Here is a 13,708-nt window from a genome sequence, read left to right on the forward strand (position 1 = left end):
TGGTATGAAATACGAATTTGATGTTTTGGTGCTGGGAGCTGGACTTGTGGGAGTCGCGGCAGCGATCGCCTTGAAATTGCAAGGCTATCGTGTTGCCATACTTGAGCGCGGCAATATGGATGCTGCTACCTTGAGTCCAGAATGGGACAGCCGTATCTATGCAGTCAGTCCAGGTAACGTTGAGTGGCTGACCCGGTTAGGCGTCTGGCAGGTGCTGGATGCCGGGCGCATCTGTGCGGTGGACAGCATGCATGTCTGGAGTGATCAGGGTCATGTCCTGGAACTGGACGCTTATGCTGCCAACCTTGCCAGCCTGAGCTGGATTGTTGAAGGTAATCGTTTGCAGCAGGCCTTGCTTGCCAGGATGGAGATGCTGGATGTGCCACTGTTGAATGGGCTGAAAACGACACAAGTACACTGGCGGGTAGGCACGAATAAGGTATTGACCGCGGATGGCGATTGTTATGGTGCATCCTTACTGATCGGCGCAGACGGAAGTTCTTCCTGGCTGCGTGCGCAGGCAGATATTACGTTAAAGCGGCATGACTATGCACAGATGGGGGTTGTGGCGAATTTTTCCTGTGAGCGGCCGCATCTATCACATGCTTTTCAATGGTTTCATGGTGAAAATGTACTGGCATGGTTGCCTTTGCCACAACAACAGATTTCCATGGTATGGTCTGTCGATAATGCGCAGGCTCAGCGCCTGCTCTCGCTTGATAATACAGCATTAGCTCAAGAGGTGGCTGCCGCTGGGCAGCATCACTTGGGAGAGCTGCAACTGATAACGCCTGCTCAGGCTTTTCCACTGGCGATGCAGGTGCCGGATGCCATCGTCAAGCCAGGCTTGGCCCTGGTTGGCGATGCGGCACACCAGGTGCATCCGCTGGCAGGGCAGGGTGTGAATCTGGGATTCCGCGATGTGCAGGCACTTGCCGAGACTCTTGGTGTTTCGCAGTCAAGACGCCGTCCAGGCGACCTGATGGTATTACGACGGTATGAGCGCGCTCGCAAGGCAGATATGTTGTCGATGCAGTTATTGACACATGGATTGGCGCATTTGTATGCCCATCCTGCTGCCTGGCTCGGAATGGTACGTAATCAGGGTGTACAGTGCTTGAACAGTATGCCAGCATTGAAAAAGAAGTTGATACAACAAGCTATTATTTGAATCTGGAAAGAATAATTTTATGGTAAAGAAATGGATTGCAACTATTGCTGCTGTTTTTGCAGTCAATGCGTATGCAGATGAGGCGAGTGTCAAGAAAGCCATTGAAGCGGTTTATCCCAAAGTCAAGATTGATAGTGTGGTTAAAACACCTTACGCCGGATTGTATGAGGTATTCCTGGATGGACAGATTGTCTATACAGATGAGAAATTCAGTTTTTTGATTGCAGAGGGACGCCTGGTTGACTCCAAAACCAAACGCGATGTTACTGGGGAGCGCCTGGATGAATTGACCAAGGTAGACTTTGCTGCCCTGCCTCTGGATCAGGCGGTCAAGGTAGTCAAGGGCAACGGCAGCCGTAAGCTGGTGGTGTTTTCTGATCCTGACTGTCCGTATTGCAAGCGCCTGGAGCAAAAGGAACTGGCCAATATCACGGATGTAACGATTTATACATTCTTGTTCCCGCTGGAAAAACTACACCCGGATGCAGCAAACAAGTCTCGTGCAATTTGGTGTGCACCTGACCGGGCCAAGGCCTGGAATGACTGGATATTTAATGGTCAGTTGCCCAAGGCACAGGGGACTTGTGATACCCCGATAGAAAAAATTGCCGAACTGGGAAGTAAGCTGAATATCACCAGCACACCCACCTTGGTTTTTGCCGATGGCAAGCGCATGCTGGGGGCTTATCCTGCCAAGGATATCGAAAAAGCAATGACATCAGCTGCGAGTGGCAGCAATGGCAAGAAGTAGGCTGTCACTACGTCCGCCTATGCATTGATGTGGCTAGAATATTATTTTTGTCAGCCTGTGAACTAAAAATAATGATTATCATCTAAAACCACTTGACTTATTTTTACAACCCAAGTAAAACGCATAAAGGCGTTTGGAATTCGAGTGCATTGTAGCCGGCAACTACCGACTTAAATTCTTGAAGTACAAACTTTTGGGGTCGCCTCCCCTTAGATATAAGCAAGGAAGTATTGAAATGGCAACAGGTACCGTAAAGTGGTTTAATGATTCCAAGGGTTTTGGTTTCATTACTCCGGATGATGGTGGCGACGATTTGTTCGCTCACTTCTCCGCAATTGTAGAAGCTGGCTACAAGAGTCTGAAGGAAGGTCAACGCGTAGCATTTGATGTTACCGAAGGACCTAAGGGCAAGCAGGCCTCTAATATCCAGAAGGCCTAAGCTAGCTTACTGATGACTGTATAAGTCTTCAAAATTAAAAAGGCCGGATTTATTCCGGCCTTTTTAATTTCGCTTGCCTGGCGTTCTCAGATCAGGCAAGCATTTGATATCACATATGTTTGACGATTTCATCCCCAAACGCCGCACTACCTACTTGGGTAGCGCCTTCCATTTGTGATGAAAAGTCGTGAGTGACGCGTTTTTCCTGAATCGCCTTGGCGACACCGTTAAGCACCAAGTCCGCAGCTTCAGTCCATCCCAAATGGCGCAGCATCATTTCTGCAGACAGGATCAATGAGCTCGGATTGGCAATGTCTTTCCCGGCAATTTTGGGTGCTGTACCATGCGTGGCTTCGAACATGGCAACGGTATCCGAGATATTGGCACCTGGGGCAATACCGATTCCGCCAACCTGGGCTGCCAGTGCATCTGAAATATAATCGCCATTCAGGTTCAGTGTAGCCACTACATCGTAATCCGCAGGGTGCAGCAGGATTTCCTGCAGGAAAGCATCGGCGATGCAGTCCTTGATGATGATGCCGTTAGGCAGCTTGCACCATGGTCCACCGTCAATCTCCACAGCGCCGAATTCTTCCTTGGCTACTTCGTAGCCCCAGTTCTTGAATCCGCCTTCGGTGAATTTCATGATATTGCCCTTGTGGGCAATGGTCACGGACTTGCGGTTGTTGTCGATGGCGTATTGAATTGCCTTGCGTACCAGGCGTTTGCTGCCGTCGATCGAGACTGGCTTGATGCCGATGGCGGAAGCTTCAGGGAAGCGGATTTTCTTGCGTACTCCCATGTCGCTGAGGAAATCCACTACCTTTTTCACTTCGTCAGTACCAGCAGCCCATTCGATACCGGCATAAATATCTTCGGTATTTTCACGGAAGATGACCATGTCGGTTTTTTCCGGATGCTTGACTGGGCTGGGAACACCTTGGAAATATTGAATCGGGCGCAAGCAGACATACAGATCCAGCTCCTGGCGCAGGGTGACATTCAGTGAGCGGATGCCGCCGCCGACAGGGGTGGTCAACGGGCCTTTGATGGAAATGACATAATCCTTGACGGCCTTGAGGGTTTCGTCAGGTAACCAGGTATTGTCGCCATAAACCTGGACGGCTTTTTCACCAGCATAGACTTCCATCCAGGCGATTGAGCGTTTGCCGGCATAGGCCTTGGCAACGGCGCTGTCGACAACATGGCGCATGGGAGGGGTGATATCGATACCGATACCATCACCTTCGATAAATGGGATAATCGGGTGATCAGGGACGTTAAGGGTATTATCAGCATTGACGCTGATTTTTTCGCCTTTGGCTGGTACTTTAATTTTTGTAGACATTCAGAACTATCCTATTCAAACGCTGGTGATACAGGCGTAATCATTGCAAGAGACCAAGATGCTGATTTTATTCAATAAGCCCTACGGTGTAATCTGCCAGTTCAGTCCGCATGAAAAGCATGCAACTTTGAAGGATTATATTGCCATGCCTGGGGTTTATGCCGCCGGGCGGCTTGATACTGACAGTGAAGGTCTGCTTATTTTAACCGATGATGGCAGACTGCAACACCGCTTGTCGCACCCTAAGCATAAAGAAAGCAAAACTTATTGGGTGCAGGTGGAGGGTGATCCTGATGATGATGCATTGGAACCCTTGCGCCAGGGGGTGAATCTTGGGGATTTTGTGACCCAGCCAGCCAGGGTTCGACGCATTGAGGAGCCTGCCGGTTTGTGGTCACGCAACCCTCCCATCCGTGAGCGCAAAGCCATTCCTACTACTTGGCTGGAAGTGATCATCAGCGAAGGGAAAAACCGCCAGGTACGTAGAATGACAGCCCATATTGGTTTTCCAACCTTGCGCTTGATTCGCTATGCTGTCGGGCCGCATACGATTGATGATCTGGCGCCTGGGGATTGGAAGCGTATTTAGCCTGCCAAATCATGCTGCTGGATATGTTAAACTCGCATTCTTGTTCACATTGATACCGTAAAGATACCCATGTCCGGCAATACTATAGGCACGTTGTTTACCCTGACTTCTTTTGGTGAGTCTCATGGCCCTGCCATTGGAGGCGTAATTGATGGTTGCCCGCCCGGACTGGAAATTTCGGCAGAAGACATCCAGTTGGAGCTGGACAGGCGTAAACCCGGGACTTCGCGACATGTGACGCAGCGCAAGGAGCCGGATACCGTGGAAATCCTGTCGGGTGTATTTGAGGGTAAAACCACAGGTACGCCAATCGGATTGTTGATCCGCAACCAGGATCAGCGCAGTCAGGACTATGGCAAAATCGCCGAGACTTTCCGTCCAGGTCACGCTGACTACACTTATTGGCAGAAATACGGTATCCGTGATTATCGTGGTGGTGGCCGTTCCAGCGCACGCGAAACTGCAGTGCGTGTCGCGGCGGGTGCCATTGCGAAGAAGTGGCTCCAACAGCGCTATGGCATCACGGTCCGTGGTTATATGAGCCAGATGGGAGAAATCCAGATTCCTTTCAGTTCCTGGGATGCCGTGAACCAGAATGCGTTTTTCTCGCCTGACGCTGGCATTGTGCCTGAGCTTGAAGCCTATCTCGACCAGATCCGCAACGAGCGTGATTCTGTCGGCGCGCGGATTACCGTGGTGGCCCAAGGCGTGCCGGTAGGCTGGGGTGAACCTGTGTATGACCGGCTGGATGCAGACATTGCTCATGCCATGATGGGTATCAATGCCGCCAAGGGCGTGGAAATCGGTGATGGTTTCGCCAGTGTGGCGCAACGTGGTTCATTGCATGGGGATGAGCTGACGCCAGACGGTTTTTCCAGTAATCATGCTGGCGGTATCCTCGGGGGTATTTCGAGCGGCCAGGATATCGTGGCGCATGTGGCATTCAAGCCTACTTCCAGTATTCCGCAATTACGACATTCCATAGATAAACAGGGCAAGCCGATGGAGATGCAGACGACAGGTCGCCATGACCCTTGTGTTGGTGTACGCGCTACTCCTATCGTGGAGGCCATGATGGCTTTGGTGCTCATGGATCATGCCTTGCGTCATCGTGCACAGAATGCGGATGTCTCTGTAGATACCATCAAGATCTGAAAACACAGGGTGGAAATGGATGTCAGGCCGTGACGACCGCCTGATGTGTGTCGGATAAAGTATCTATGCAAGTCCCGTTGCCTTACTGGCGTCTATCCGGCTTTTATTTTGCCTACTTTGGCTTTGTAGGCGCATTTACTCCATTCTGGACACTATATCTCCAGTCACTGGCATTCAGTGCCTTCCAGATTGCCGTGCTGATGTCGCTGTTCCAGATTGCGCGTAGCTTCTCCCCCAGTCTGTGGGGATGGGTGGCGGATCATCGTGGATACCGCGTGCCTATTATCCGTTTTCTCGCTGCCGCCAGCCTTTTTGCCTATGCCGGCGTGTTTTTTGGTACCGGGTTTTATTGGCTGTTTGCCATCATGCTGACCCTGAGTTTCTTCTGGAGCGCTTCTTTACCCCTGATTGAAGCAGTGACGCTCGGTCATCTCGGCGAGAAGCGCTTTGATCGTTATGGGCATATCCGCTTATGGGGCTCCATTGGATTCATTGTTGCCGTGATCGGCCTGGGATATGCCTTGCAATACATGGGCATGCATGCCCTATTATGGGTGATCCTGGGGTTGCTGCTGGCGGTTTGGCTGTTGTCATGGCGCCTGTCTGATCCCGCAGTTGCCCCGCACCACGAAAACAGCGATAAATCATGGTGGGCCATATTACGCAGGCGTGAAGTCATCGCCCTGATGGTGGCATGTTTTTCCATGTCTGCTGCCCATGGGGTTTATTACACTTTTTATTCGATTTACCTGGTCGATCATGGGTACAGCAAGGATATCGTCGGCTGGTTATGGGGAGTGGGCGTAGCATGTGAAGTCATGGTATTTCTCACCATGCCCAGGCTGGCTGCGCAATTTGGTTTGCGGCGCATCATGCTGGCCAGTCTGTTTCTGGCTTTTGTGCGATTTTTTGTTATCGGCTGGGCCGTGGATGTCTGGTGGCTGATTGTGCTGGCGCAAGTGCTGCATGCTGCGACCTTTGGTTCTTATCACGCTGCCGCGGTTGCCTTGACGCACCGTTATTTCAAGGGAAAACATCAATCCAAGGGGCAGGGACTGTATACCAGTATTTCCTACGGCGTAGGCGGTACATTGGGCGCTATGTTGAGTGGCTTTGCCTGGGAGCGGGTCGGGCCCAGCTGGACATTCACTGCGGCGGCATGTTGTGCCATGCTGGGGTTTATCGTCTTCATGCTGATGATGCGTGAGAATGAGGATTGAGACAGCGGATAAATCTGCGTAGTCAGGATGAAAAAAACGGCAGCTGAAAGCTGCCGTTCCTGTTTGCTGCTGTGACGCTGGCTTACTTGCGCTTGTCCTTCTCAATCAAGGCATAGGCAGAGTGATTGTGGATGGATTCGAAATTTTCGGATTCCACGGTATAGGTCACAATCTTGGGTTCTTTATTCAATTGTGCTGCCACATCACGCACGATATCTTCCACGAATTTCGGATTGTCATAGGCGCGCTCGGTGACATATTTTTCGTCAGGGCGCTTCAGCAGGCCGAATACTTCACAGGAAGCCTGGTCTTCAACAAGACGGATGATATCTTCCACCCAGATGAAATCGTTGATCAGCGCTGTCACTGTGACATGTGAACGCTGATTATGAGCGCCGTAATCTGAAATCTTCTTGGAACAGGGGCACAAACTGGTGACCGGCACGACTACCTTGACGGTAATGTCATATTTGCCTTGGTTGACTTCACCGATAAAAGTGACTTCATAATCAGACAGGCTTTGCACGCCTGACACCGGGGCTGTCTTGTTCACAAAGTAGGGGAAAGTCATTTCAACGTGACCGGATTCCGCATCCAGGCGCTTTACCATGGCACGCAGGATGCTCTCGAAGGATTCCACGGAAATTTCACGTTCATTGTTGTTGAGAATCTCAACAAAGCGCGACATGTGGGTGCCTTTGAAGTTGTGCGGCAGGAACACATACATGTTGAAATTAGCTACAGTATGCTGAACACCACCAGTCTTGTCCTTGACCTTGACCGGGTGGCGGATGGATTTGATCCCCACCTTATCAATGGCAAGTTGCCGGGTATCCGGAGTATTCTGCACATCTTCAATGGGGGGGATGGAAGGTTGGTTCATGGCGATCCTGAAAACTTAAGTGAATTCGGTAATAGTTGAGTATACTACTTGGTTAATCTTTTCTCAATTGCGCTAATAATTCCTGTTGCATTGAGACCACATTCGGCCAGCATGGTTTCATGGATACCATGCTCAATGAAAGTGTCAGGCAGACCCAGGCACAGTACAGGGATATTCAGGCCCATGGCCTGCAAGGCTTCCATGATGGCAGCACCGGCACCGCCCATGACGGCATTTTCTTCTACGGTGACGAGCAGCTCATGGCTGTTGGCCAGTGCTTCAACCAGCGCACGGTCCAGTGGTTTGACAAAGCGCATATCAGCAACCGTGGCATCCAGGACCTCTGCCGCTTCCAGGGCTGGCGTCAACAAGCTGCCGAATGCCAGGATGGCGATACGTTTACCTGATCTTCGCACAATGCCTTTGCCGATAGGCAGGCTTTGCATGGTTTCATGAATGATGGCGCCTGGGCCTCCGCCACGCGGATAACGTACTGCGGATGGCCCTTGATGCTGGTAGGCGGTATATAGCATTTGTCTGCATTCATTTTCATCACTGGGCGTCATGATGATGATATTGGGAATGCAGCGCAGGTAACTTAGGTCAAAACTTCCTGCGTGGGTTGGACCATCCGCGCCGACCAGGCCTGCGCGATCAATGGCAAACATGACGGGCAGGTTTTGCAATGCAATATCATGAATGAACTGGTCATAGGCGCGTTGCAGGAATGTGGAATAAATGGCGACAACCGGTTTCAGGCCATCGCACGCCATGCCAGCAGCAAAAGTCAGCGCATGCTGTTCTGCAATACCGACATCGTAAAAACGATCGGGGAATTGCTCTGCAAAAGCATTCAGGCCAGAGCCATCACACATGGCGGGCGTGACGCCGATCAGGCGCTCATCCTGTCTGGCCATATCAACCAGCCAATCACTGAATACCTGAGTGTAGGTTTTTGCACTGCCTTGCGCGATAGAGCATCCATTGCTGGGATCAAATTTGCCAACGCCGTGGAATTTTCCAGGATTGTCTTCTGCAGGGCGATAACCATGACCTTTCTGCGTGGCGATATGCAGGAACTGAGGGCCTTTGAGTTCGCGGATATTGCGTAAAGTCGTAATCAGCACATCAATATCATGACCATCAATCGGGCCGATGTAATTGAAGCCGAACTCTTCAAACAAAGTGCCGGGAGTAACCATGCCTTTGACATGCTCTTCCGCGCGCTTGGCGAACTCTCTGACCGGCGGCACCACTCCCAGCACTTTTTCGCCGGAGCGGCGCATGCTGGTATAGAGAGGACCTGAAAGCAGCTTGGCCAGGTAGTTGGTCAGGGCACCGACATTGGGGGAAATCGACATGTCGTTGTCGTTGAGAATGACCAGGAGATTGGCATCCATGGCGCCCGCATTATTGAGGGCTTCAAATGCCATGCCCGCAGTCATTGCCCCATCACCAATAATGGCGATGGAATGGCGGTTGGAACCGGTTTTCTGCGCTGCAACTGCCATGCCCAGGGCGGCCGAGATCGATGTGCTGGAGTGGCCGGTGCCAAAGGTGTCGTAAATGCTTTCATCCCGACGCGGAAAGCCAGCAATGCCACCAGGCTTGCGCAAGCCACTCATGGCTTCGCGTCTGCCGGTCAGGATTTTATGCGGATAAGTCTGATGCCCTACATCCCAGACCACGCGATCCTCGGGAGTGTTGAACACATAATGCAGGGCAATGGTCAGCTCGACGACGCCGAGATTGGAGGACAGGTGTCCGCCGGTCTGGGCGACACTGCTGATCAGAAAGGCACGTAACTGCCTGGCAAGCTCTAGTAGTTCCTTGCGACTTAGCTTGCGCAAATCCTCAGGTGAATTGATGCTTTCTAGCAGTTCATACATGGCGTATCCGCTTAAAAGCTGCGTTGAGTAATGAAGTAAGCCACTTGTTTCAACTGGTTGGCCAATTCCCCATAGGGTGCGAGTGGGGCAAGCGCGTCATCCAGAAGCTCCTGGGCCAATTGTTTTGCGTGGTCTATACCAAGAATGGTGACATAAGTTGGTTTGTCGCTTTCCGCATCCTTGCCCGCTGTCTTGCCCAGTGTTTCGCTGTCTGCTTCAGCATCCAGAATGTCATCCACAACTTGGAATGCAAGTCCGATGGCCTGGGCATAATGATCGATGGCGTGCAGTCGCTCCTGATCCAGCTCCGGTGCGCAATGGGCGCCCAGCAGGGCGGCAGCGCGTATCAGCGCACCTGTCTTGTGGATATGCATGTATTCCAGTTCTGACTGTTCCAGTGACTTGCCCACACTGGCTAGGTCAATCGCCTGGCCGCCTGCCATGCCACGTGAACCGCTGGCAATTGCCAGCAGGTTGACCATTTCCAATTGGCGCCCCGGATCCGTACATAAACCAGGAGTTGCCAAGGACTGAAATGCCAGTGTCTGCAATGCATCTCCGACCAGTAGGGCGGTGGCGTCGTCGTATTGCTTGTGACAGGATGGTTTGCCACGACGCAGATCATCGTCATCCATGCATGGCATATCATCATGCACCAGGGAGTAAGCGTGGATCAGTTCGACAGCTGCCGCCGCCATATCTACTTTGGCAGGGTTTGCCTCACACAGTTCACCAGCGGCATGTGCGAGCAGGGCGCGGACACGCTTTCCTCCTCCCAGTACGGCATAACGCATGGCTTCATGCAAACGGTGTGGTGCGATATCTGTGGCAGGGAGCAGTGTGTCCAGAACCTGCTCCATACGTTGTTGGGTATTGCGAGCCCAGCTGTGAAATTCGATCATTTATTGTCGGTATAGGTTTGTAGCTGGTTGGATTCAGAGAGAATGCGCACTTGCTGCTCCACATCGGCCAGAGATTTCTGGCAATGCTGCAGCAATTCGGAGCCACGCTTGTAAGCGGACAAGGATTCTTCAAGTGGCAGCTGGCCGGACTCGATTTGTCCAATCAGGCTTTCCAATTCCGTCATGGCAACTTCAAAGCTCAGCGCTTCGAACATATTGCCTTGCTGGTCATTGGCTTTGGTTCTTTTATTCATGAATACAACCGTTGCAGTAGCGTGTACACAGACTTAACTGACAGAATCGCTTCCTGCGTTAGTGAAAATAGGGGTTATTTTACGCTGAACTGCCCTTGTAAACCATGTTTAAGTGAAGGATAAGTCAAGGTGCCGCTGCATAAAGTGCCGGATATCATCAATTTCTTCCAGGCAAACAGAATGTGGCATCGGATACTCATGCAGCTCCGGAGAGTAGCCTAGTTGCTGCAATGATTGTACTGATGCCCGGTAACGCTCCATGGGAATGACATTGTCTGTAGTGCCATGTGCCATGAAAATGGGGAGGCTCTGGTTGATGGGATGCCGTTCTGTAGCCAGGCTGTCAGCTAATGGTAAATAGGTTGAGAGTGCCACGATACCAGCAAGCGGCAGGGAATAGCGCAATGCAGTTTGTAATGCAATGGCCCCACCCTGGGAGAAGCCGGCAAGCATGATGTTTCTGCTGTCGATACCGCGGGCGATTTCGTTGGCAATGAGTGCTTCAATCTGCTGCTGCGTTGCATGAATACCATGTATGTCCTGTTCGGCATCTGGTTGAAAACTGTATATGTCATACCAGGCCCGCATTTCATAGCCATTATTGACCGTGACTGGCTGGAAAGGGGCATGCGGCAGGATGAAGCGTGTATGTGCCAGGGACAATTCCCGGATGACCGGGGAAAAGTCATGTCCGTCTGCCCCCAGGCCGTGCAGCCAGATCACACTATTGCGGATGCTGTCGCTGGAGGATAATTCAACAAAATCAAGCAGGGTCATGGTGATTTGTCCTGGCGCCACAAGGGCAAGTGTTACCGGGTATTGAACGTGTGAAAATCAACTGCATTGTTCGGGAATGTATTTTTCATCCAGCCCGCTGGTGGCACAAGACCATTTGCCTTCTGCATTCCTGATAAGGGAAATAGTGTTGCCATTAAATCTATCGGGATCTCCGCCTTGAGTTTTGCAGGTGATGGTGGTTGTTTCTGTCAGGCTGATGGCGCAGACGTTTTCTTCACCAGAGGTGGGAACTGGCGTGCCAATGAACCCGGGATCAGAGGCTTCTAGGGAGGGAATCTGGCCTTCGTTGACTGTGGCTTCAAATGCAGCCTTGAGTGCTGTTACTTCCTTGTACGCCTTGTCAGTCTGGCTTTTAACTGTTGCATCTATAGAGGCCGGAATGATGACAGCGGCTAGTAGTCCGACAATGGCGAGTATGGCAAGTAATTCAATAACGGTGAAACCGTGTTGTACTTTTTGCATCTGGAGATCTCTTTTCTCAAATGGAGCGTTGTTTAGGCAAACAGTAAGGTTTTGCAAACTCAGCGCATTGCCATGAGAGTATTAATGTTCAGGTGGGTATTTACTCGGTCATTCTAACATCAATAAAAAAGCGGAGCTTACACTCCGCTTTACTGGCATCACTCATGACTTATGGTTCAAGTATGAAAGTCATCAGTAGTGGCTGATGCTGATTATTGGCCTTCTGCCACTTTCTTCAGATTTGCCAAGCCTGTGTCATATACACCATTAACGGCATCCAGGGCAGATTTGTCATCCTGGCCGGGAGGGATTGGAGGGTTCAGCTTGTACACGCGGTAGAAACGTCCCATCCACTTGACTTCACTCTTGCCGCCATCAACAGGCTTGACTGTAACTGTGGAGTAATAATCTGAAACCGGCAGCACACCTTCAATGATGCCGTATTTGATTTGCTTGCCTTCCTCATCAATGCTCTTGAGGTTTTCCAGGATAGTGCCGCCGCCTTTGAGGGTCAGCAGGCGTACGGTTTGTTCTTCTCCGCTTTCATCCTTGCGCTTGTCGAGCTTGGTGCTTTCCACAGCCGGATGCCATTTCTGCCAATTACCGAAATCCTTGACCAGTGCCCAGACTTTGTCTGCGCTGGCATTGATGGTGACAATTTTTTCTACTTTTTGTGGTGATGGGCCGTGAGCAGCAGCGGTCAGCGGCAGCATGCCGATAGCCAGCAGGGCGAGTATTTTTTTCATCTATATTTCTCCATGTATTTAGCTAAAAAGTGGAACTGCTATGCAGATCCTGATCAATGTGACGTCTTGAGCAAAAACTGGCCAAAAGCCCGACTTTGTTTCCCTGTCGGTATATTTTTGACCAGTTTATTGCTACTGGCGTCTATCACTGAAACTGAGTTGTCAAACCAGTTGGCAACGTAAATCTGGTTGGAGGCGGCATCATAGTTGATACCTTCAGGGAAGCCGCCTACATGAATTTTGCTGATTTCCTTGTTTTGCTCCAGATCTATAACTGACACTGTATCTGCCTGGGTGTTGGTGACATAGGCATAGCGACTGTCTGGGCTGACAGTAACGCAATAAGGATGTTCCCCTACTGCAATGATGCGTGACTCCAGGGTGTCGAGATCAATAACGGAGAGGCTGTTGGCATATACATTGACGACAAACAGTTGTTTTCCATCGGGGCTTAGTGTCAGGCCAAAAGGATGTTCACCGGTCGGGATGCGTTGCAATATTTGTAATGATTGTGTGTCGATAATGGCCAGGTCATTGCTGTCCCGATTGGCGACATAAAGTTTGCTGCCGTCATGGCTGAGGATGATCCCGGCAGGGGCCTTGCCTATGCTGACTTCGCGACGCTTTGTCGTGTCTGCCGTATCAATGGCAAGCACACGGCTGTCATTCCAGTCAGCCACATACAAGGTTTTGCTATCTGGCGACAATGCAATGCCCACAGGAGAGCCGGCAATGGTGATGGTGTCCACGACTGCATATTTTTTACTGTCTATGACGGATACAGACTGACTATCTACATTGCTGATATAGACTTTGCCTTGCTCAGCTGATGCGGCAACGCCTACAGGGGCCTGGCCGACAGCGATGGTGGCAACGATCTTGTGATCAGCGAGGTTGAGGACGGAAACAGTGTTTTCCCCTTGATTGGTGATATAAGCCTCGTCAGCGAGCGCTGAGAGGGAGAAGGCCAGTAAAAGGGAAGTGGTAAAAATAGAGAGGTATTGTTTCACTGTTGATCAGATTTCTGCCGATGGTGTAGTAACGCTTATAAACAGGCACAGGTTGACTTTGGAGTATACGGGGGGGCTGTAAATAGCGTCA

The 13,708-nt window shown here is 51.0% G+C and carries 15 protein-coding genes; 6 read left to right on the forward strand and 9 right to left on the reverse strand.

Features of this window, described 5'->3' with window-relative positions:
* The first annotated feature begins 4 nt into the window (after window positions 1-4).
* The 3 genes from CHB59_RS01975 to CHB59_RS01985 all read left to right on the forward strand — a co-directional run bounded on the left by CHB59_RS01975 (window position 5) and on the right by CHB59_RS01985 (window position 2,361).
* Window positions 5-1,171 carry an FAD-dependent monooxygenase gene (locus CHB59_RS01975; RefSeq protein WP_179212032.1) on the forward strand — a complete coding sequence of 389 codons (1,167 nt, stop codon included), beginning with the start codon at window positions 5-7 and terminating at the stop codon, window positions 1,169-1,171.
* Between the two features lie 19 nt (window positions 1,172-1,190).
* A complete protein-coding gene (locus CHB59_RS01980) occupies window positions 1,191-1,922 on the forward strand; it encodes a DsbC family protein (RefSeq protein WP_089374535.1) in 732 nt (243 codons plus the stop codon).
* 235 nt (window positions 1,923-2,157) lie between these two features.
* Entirely contained in the window at window positions 2,158-2,361 is a 204-nt protein-coding gene (locus CHB59_RS01985; protein WP_089374536.1) for a cold-shock protein, read from the forward strand.
* A gap of 109 nt (window positions 2,362-2,470) precedes the next feature.
* Here the strand turns inward: CHB59_RS01985 and icd are convergent, their stop codons facing one another.
* The gene (gene icd, locus CHB59_RS01990; RefSeq protein WP_089374537.1) at window positions 2,471-3,709 is read right to left on the reverse strand and encodes an NADP-dependent isocitrate dehydrogenase; all 1,239 of its coding nucleotides are present in this window, start codon (window positions 3,707-3,709) and stop codon (window positions 2,471-2,473) included.
* Window positions 3,710-3,767: 58 nt separating this feature from the next.
* On the opposite strand from icd, the gene CHB59_RS01995 reads away from it, so the two are divergent.
* The 3 genes from CHB59_RS01995 (at window position 3,768) to CHB59_RS02005 (ending at window position 6,673) form a co-directional block, all read left to right on the forward strand.
* Window positions 3,768-4,298: an rRNA large subunit pseudouridine synthase E gene (locus tag CHB59_RS01995; protein WP_089374619.1), complete on the forward strand. Its 531-nt coding sequence runs from the start codon at window positions 3,768-3,770 to the stop codon at window positions 4,296-4,298.
* Between the two features lie 69 nt (window positions 4,299-4,367).
* On the forward strand, window positions 4,368-5,453 hold the full coding sequence (gene aroC, locus CHB59_RS02000; protein WP_089374538.1) for a chorismate synthase: 1,086 nt from the start codon (window positions 4,368-4,370) through the stop codon (window positions 5,451-5,453).
* A gap of 65 nt (window positions 5,454-5,518) precedes the next feature.
* Window positions 5,519-6,673, forward strand: a complete 1,155-nt coding sequence (locus tag CHB59_RS02005; RefSeq protein ID WP_089374539.1) for an MFS transporter — start codon at window positions 5,519-5,521, stop codon at window positions 6,671-6,673.
* A gap of 82 nt (window positions 6,674-6,755) precedes the next feature.
* Here the strand turns inward: CHB59_RS02005 and folE2 are convergent, their stop codons facing one another.
* The 8 genes from folE2 to CHB59_RS02045 all read right to left on the reverse strand — a co-directional run bounded on the left by folE2 (window position 6,756) and on the right by CHB59_RS02045 (window position 13,617).
* Entirely contained in the window at window positions 6,756-7,556 is an 801-nt protein-coding gene (folE2, locus tag CHB59_RS02010) for a GTP cyclohydrolase FolE2 (RefSeq protein ID WP_089374540.1), read from the reverse strand.
* A 44-nt stretch (window positions 7,557-7,600) separates the two neighbouring features.
* Window positions 7,601-9,445 (reverse strand): 1-deoxy-D-xylulose-5-phosphate synthase, encoded by a 1,845-nt coding sequence (gene dxs / locus CHB59_RS02015; protein WP_089374541.1) that lies wholly within the window; start codon window positions 9,443-9,445, stop codon window positions 7,601-7,603.
* An 11-nt stretch (window positions 9,446-9,456) separates the two neighbouring features.
* Complete coding sequence (locus CHB59_RS02020; protein WP_179212033.1) at window positions 9,457-10,347, reverse strand: polyprenyl synthetase family protein; 891 nt, start codon at window positions 10,345-10,347, stop codon at window positions 9,457-9,459.
* Entirely contained in the window at window positions 10,344-10,601 is a 258-nt protein-coding gene (gene xseB, locus CHB59_RS02025) for an exodeoxyribonuclease VII small subunit (RefSeq protein ID WP_089374542.1), read from the reverse strand. Before xseB ends, CHB59_RS02020 begins: the two co-directional genes overlap by 4 nt.
* Before the next feature lie 108 nt (window positions 10,602-10,709).
* A complete protein-coding gene (locus CHB59_RS02030; RefSeq protein ID WP_089374543.1) occupies window positions 10,710-11,378 on the reverse strand; it encodes an alpha/beta hydrolase in 669 nt (222 codons plus the stop codon).
* A gap of 57 nt (window positions 11,379-11,435) precedes the next feature.
* Window positions 11,436-11,861 carry a pilin gene (locus tag CHB59_RS02035; RefSeq protein WP_089374544.1) on the reverse strand — a complete coding sequence of 142 codons (426 nt, stop codon included), beginning with the start codon at window positions 11,859-11,861 and terminating at the stop codon, window positions 11,436-11,438.
* Window positions 11,862-12,073: 212 nt separating this feature from the next.
* Window positions 12,074-12,607: an SRPBCC family protein gene (locus tag CHB59_RS02040; protein WP_089374545.1), complete on the reverse strand. Its 534-nt coding sequence runs from the start codon at window positions 12,605-12,607 to the stop codon at window positions 12,074-12,076.
* A gap of 53 nt (window positions 12,608-12,660) precedes the next feature.
* Entirely contained in the window at window positions 12,661-13,617 is a 957-nt protein-coding gene (locus CHB59_RS02045) for a YVTN family beta-propeller repeat protein (RefSeq protein ID WP_089374546.1), read from the reverse strand.
* Window positions 13,618-13,708: the final 91 nt, after the last annotated feature.

It is taken from the genome of Methylobacillus rhizosphaerae, from assembly GCF_900187985.1.
GTDB lineage: Bacteria > Pseudomonadota > Gammaproteobacteria > Burkholderiales > Methylophilaceae > Methylobacillus > Methylobacillus rhizosphaerae.

Excerpts from the sequence above, each read along its gene's own strand:
- CHB59_RS01975 (WP_179212032.1), top strand. The coding sequence starts at position 5 with ATGAAATACGAATTTGATGTTTTGGTGCTGGGAGCTGGACTTGTGGGA.
- CHB59_RS01980 (WP_089374535.1), top strand. The coding sequence starts at position 1,191 with ATGGTAAAGAAATGGATTGCAACTATTGCTGCTGTTTTTGCAGTCAAT.
- CHB59_RS01985 (WP_089374536.1), top strand. The coding sequence starts at position 2,158 with ATGGCAACAGGTACCGTAAAGTGGTTTAATGATTCCAAGGGTTTTGGT.
- icd (WP_089374537.1), bottom strand. The coding sequence starts at position 3,709 with ATGTCTACAAAAATTAAAGTACCAGCCAAAGGCGAAAAAATCAGCGTC.
- CHB59_RS01995 (WP_089374619.1), top strand. The coding sequence starts at position 3,768 with ATGCTGATTTTATTCAATAAGCCCTACGGTGTAATCTGCCAGTTCAGT.
- aroC (WP_089374538.1), top strand. The coding sequence starts at position 4,368 with ATGTCCGGCAATACTATAGGCACGTTGTTTACCCTGACTTCTTTTGGT.
- CHB59_RS02005 (WP_089374539.1), top strand. The coding sequence starts at position 5,519 with ATGCAAGTCCCGTTGCCTTACTGGCGTCTATCCGGCTTTTATTTTGCC.
- folE2 (WP_089374540.1), bottom strand. The coding sequence starts at position 7,556 with ATGAACCAACCTTCCATCCCCCCCATTGAAGATGTGCAGAATACTCCG.
- dxs (WP_089374541.1), bottom strand. The coding sequence starts at position 9,445 with ATGTATGAACTGCTAGAAAGCATCAATTCACCTGAGGATTTGCGCAAG.
- CHB59_RS02020 (WP_179212033.1), bottom strand. The coding sequence starts at position 10,347 with ATGATCGAATTTCACAGCTGGGCTCGCAATACCCAACAACGTATGGAG.
- xseB (WP_089374542.1), bottom strand. The coding sequence starts at position 10,601 with ATGAATAAAAGAACCAAAGCCAATGACCAGCAAGGCAATATGTTCGAA.
- CHB59_RS02030 (WP_089374543.1), bottom strand. The coding sequence starts at position 11,378 with ATGACCCTGCTTGATTTTGTTGAATTATCCTCCAGCGACAGCATCCGC.
- CHB59_RS02035 (WP_089374544.1), bottom strand. The coding sequence starts at position 11,861 with ATGCAAAAAGTACAACACGGTTTCACCGTTATTGAATTACTTGCCATA.
- CHB59_RS02040 (WP_089374545.1), bottom strand. The coding sequence starts at position 12,607 with ATGAAAAAAATACTCGCCCTGCTGGCTATCGGCATGCTGCCGCTGACC.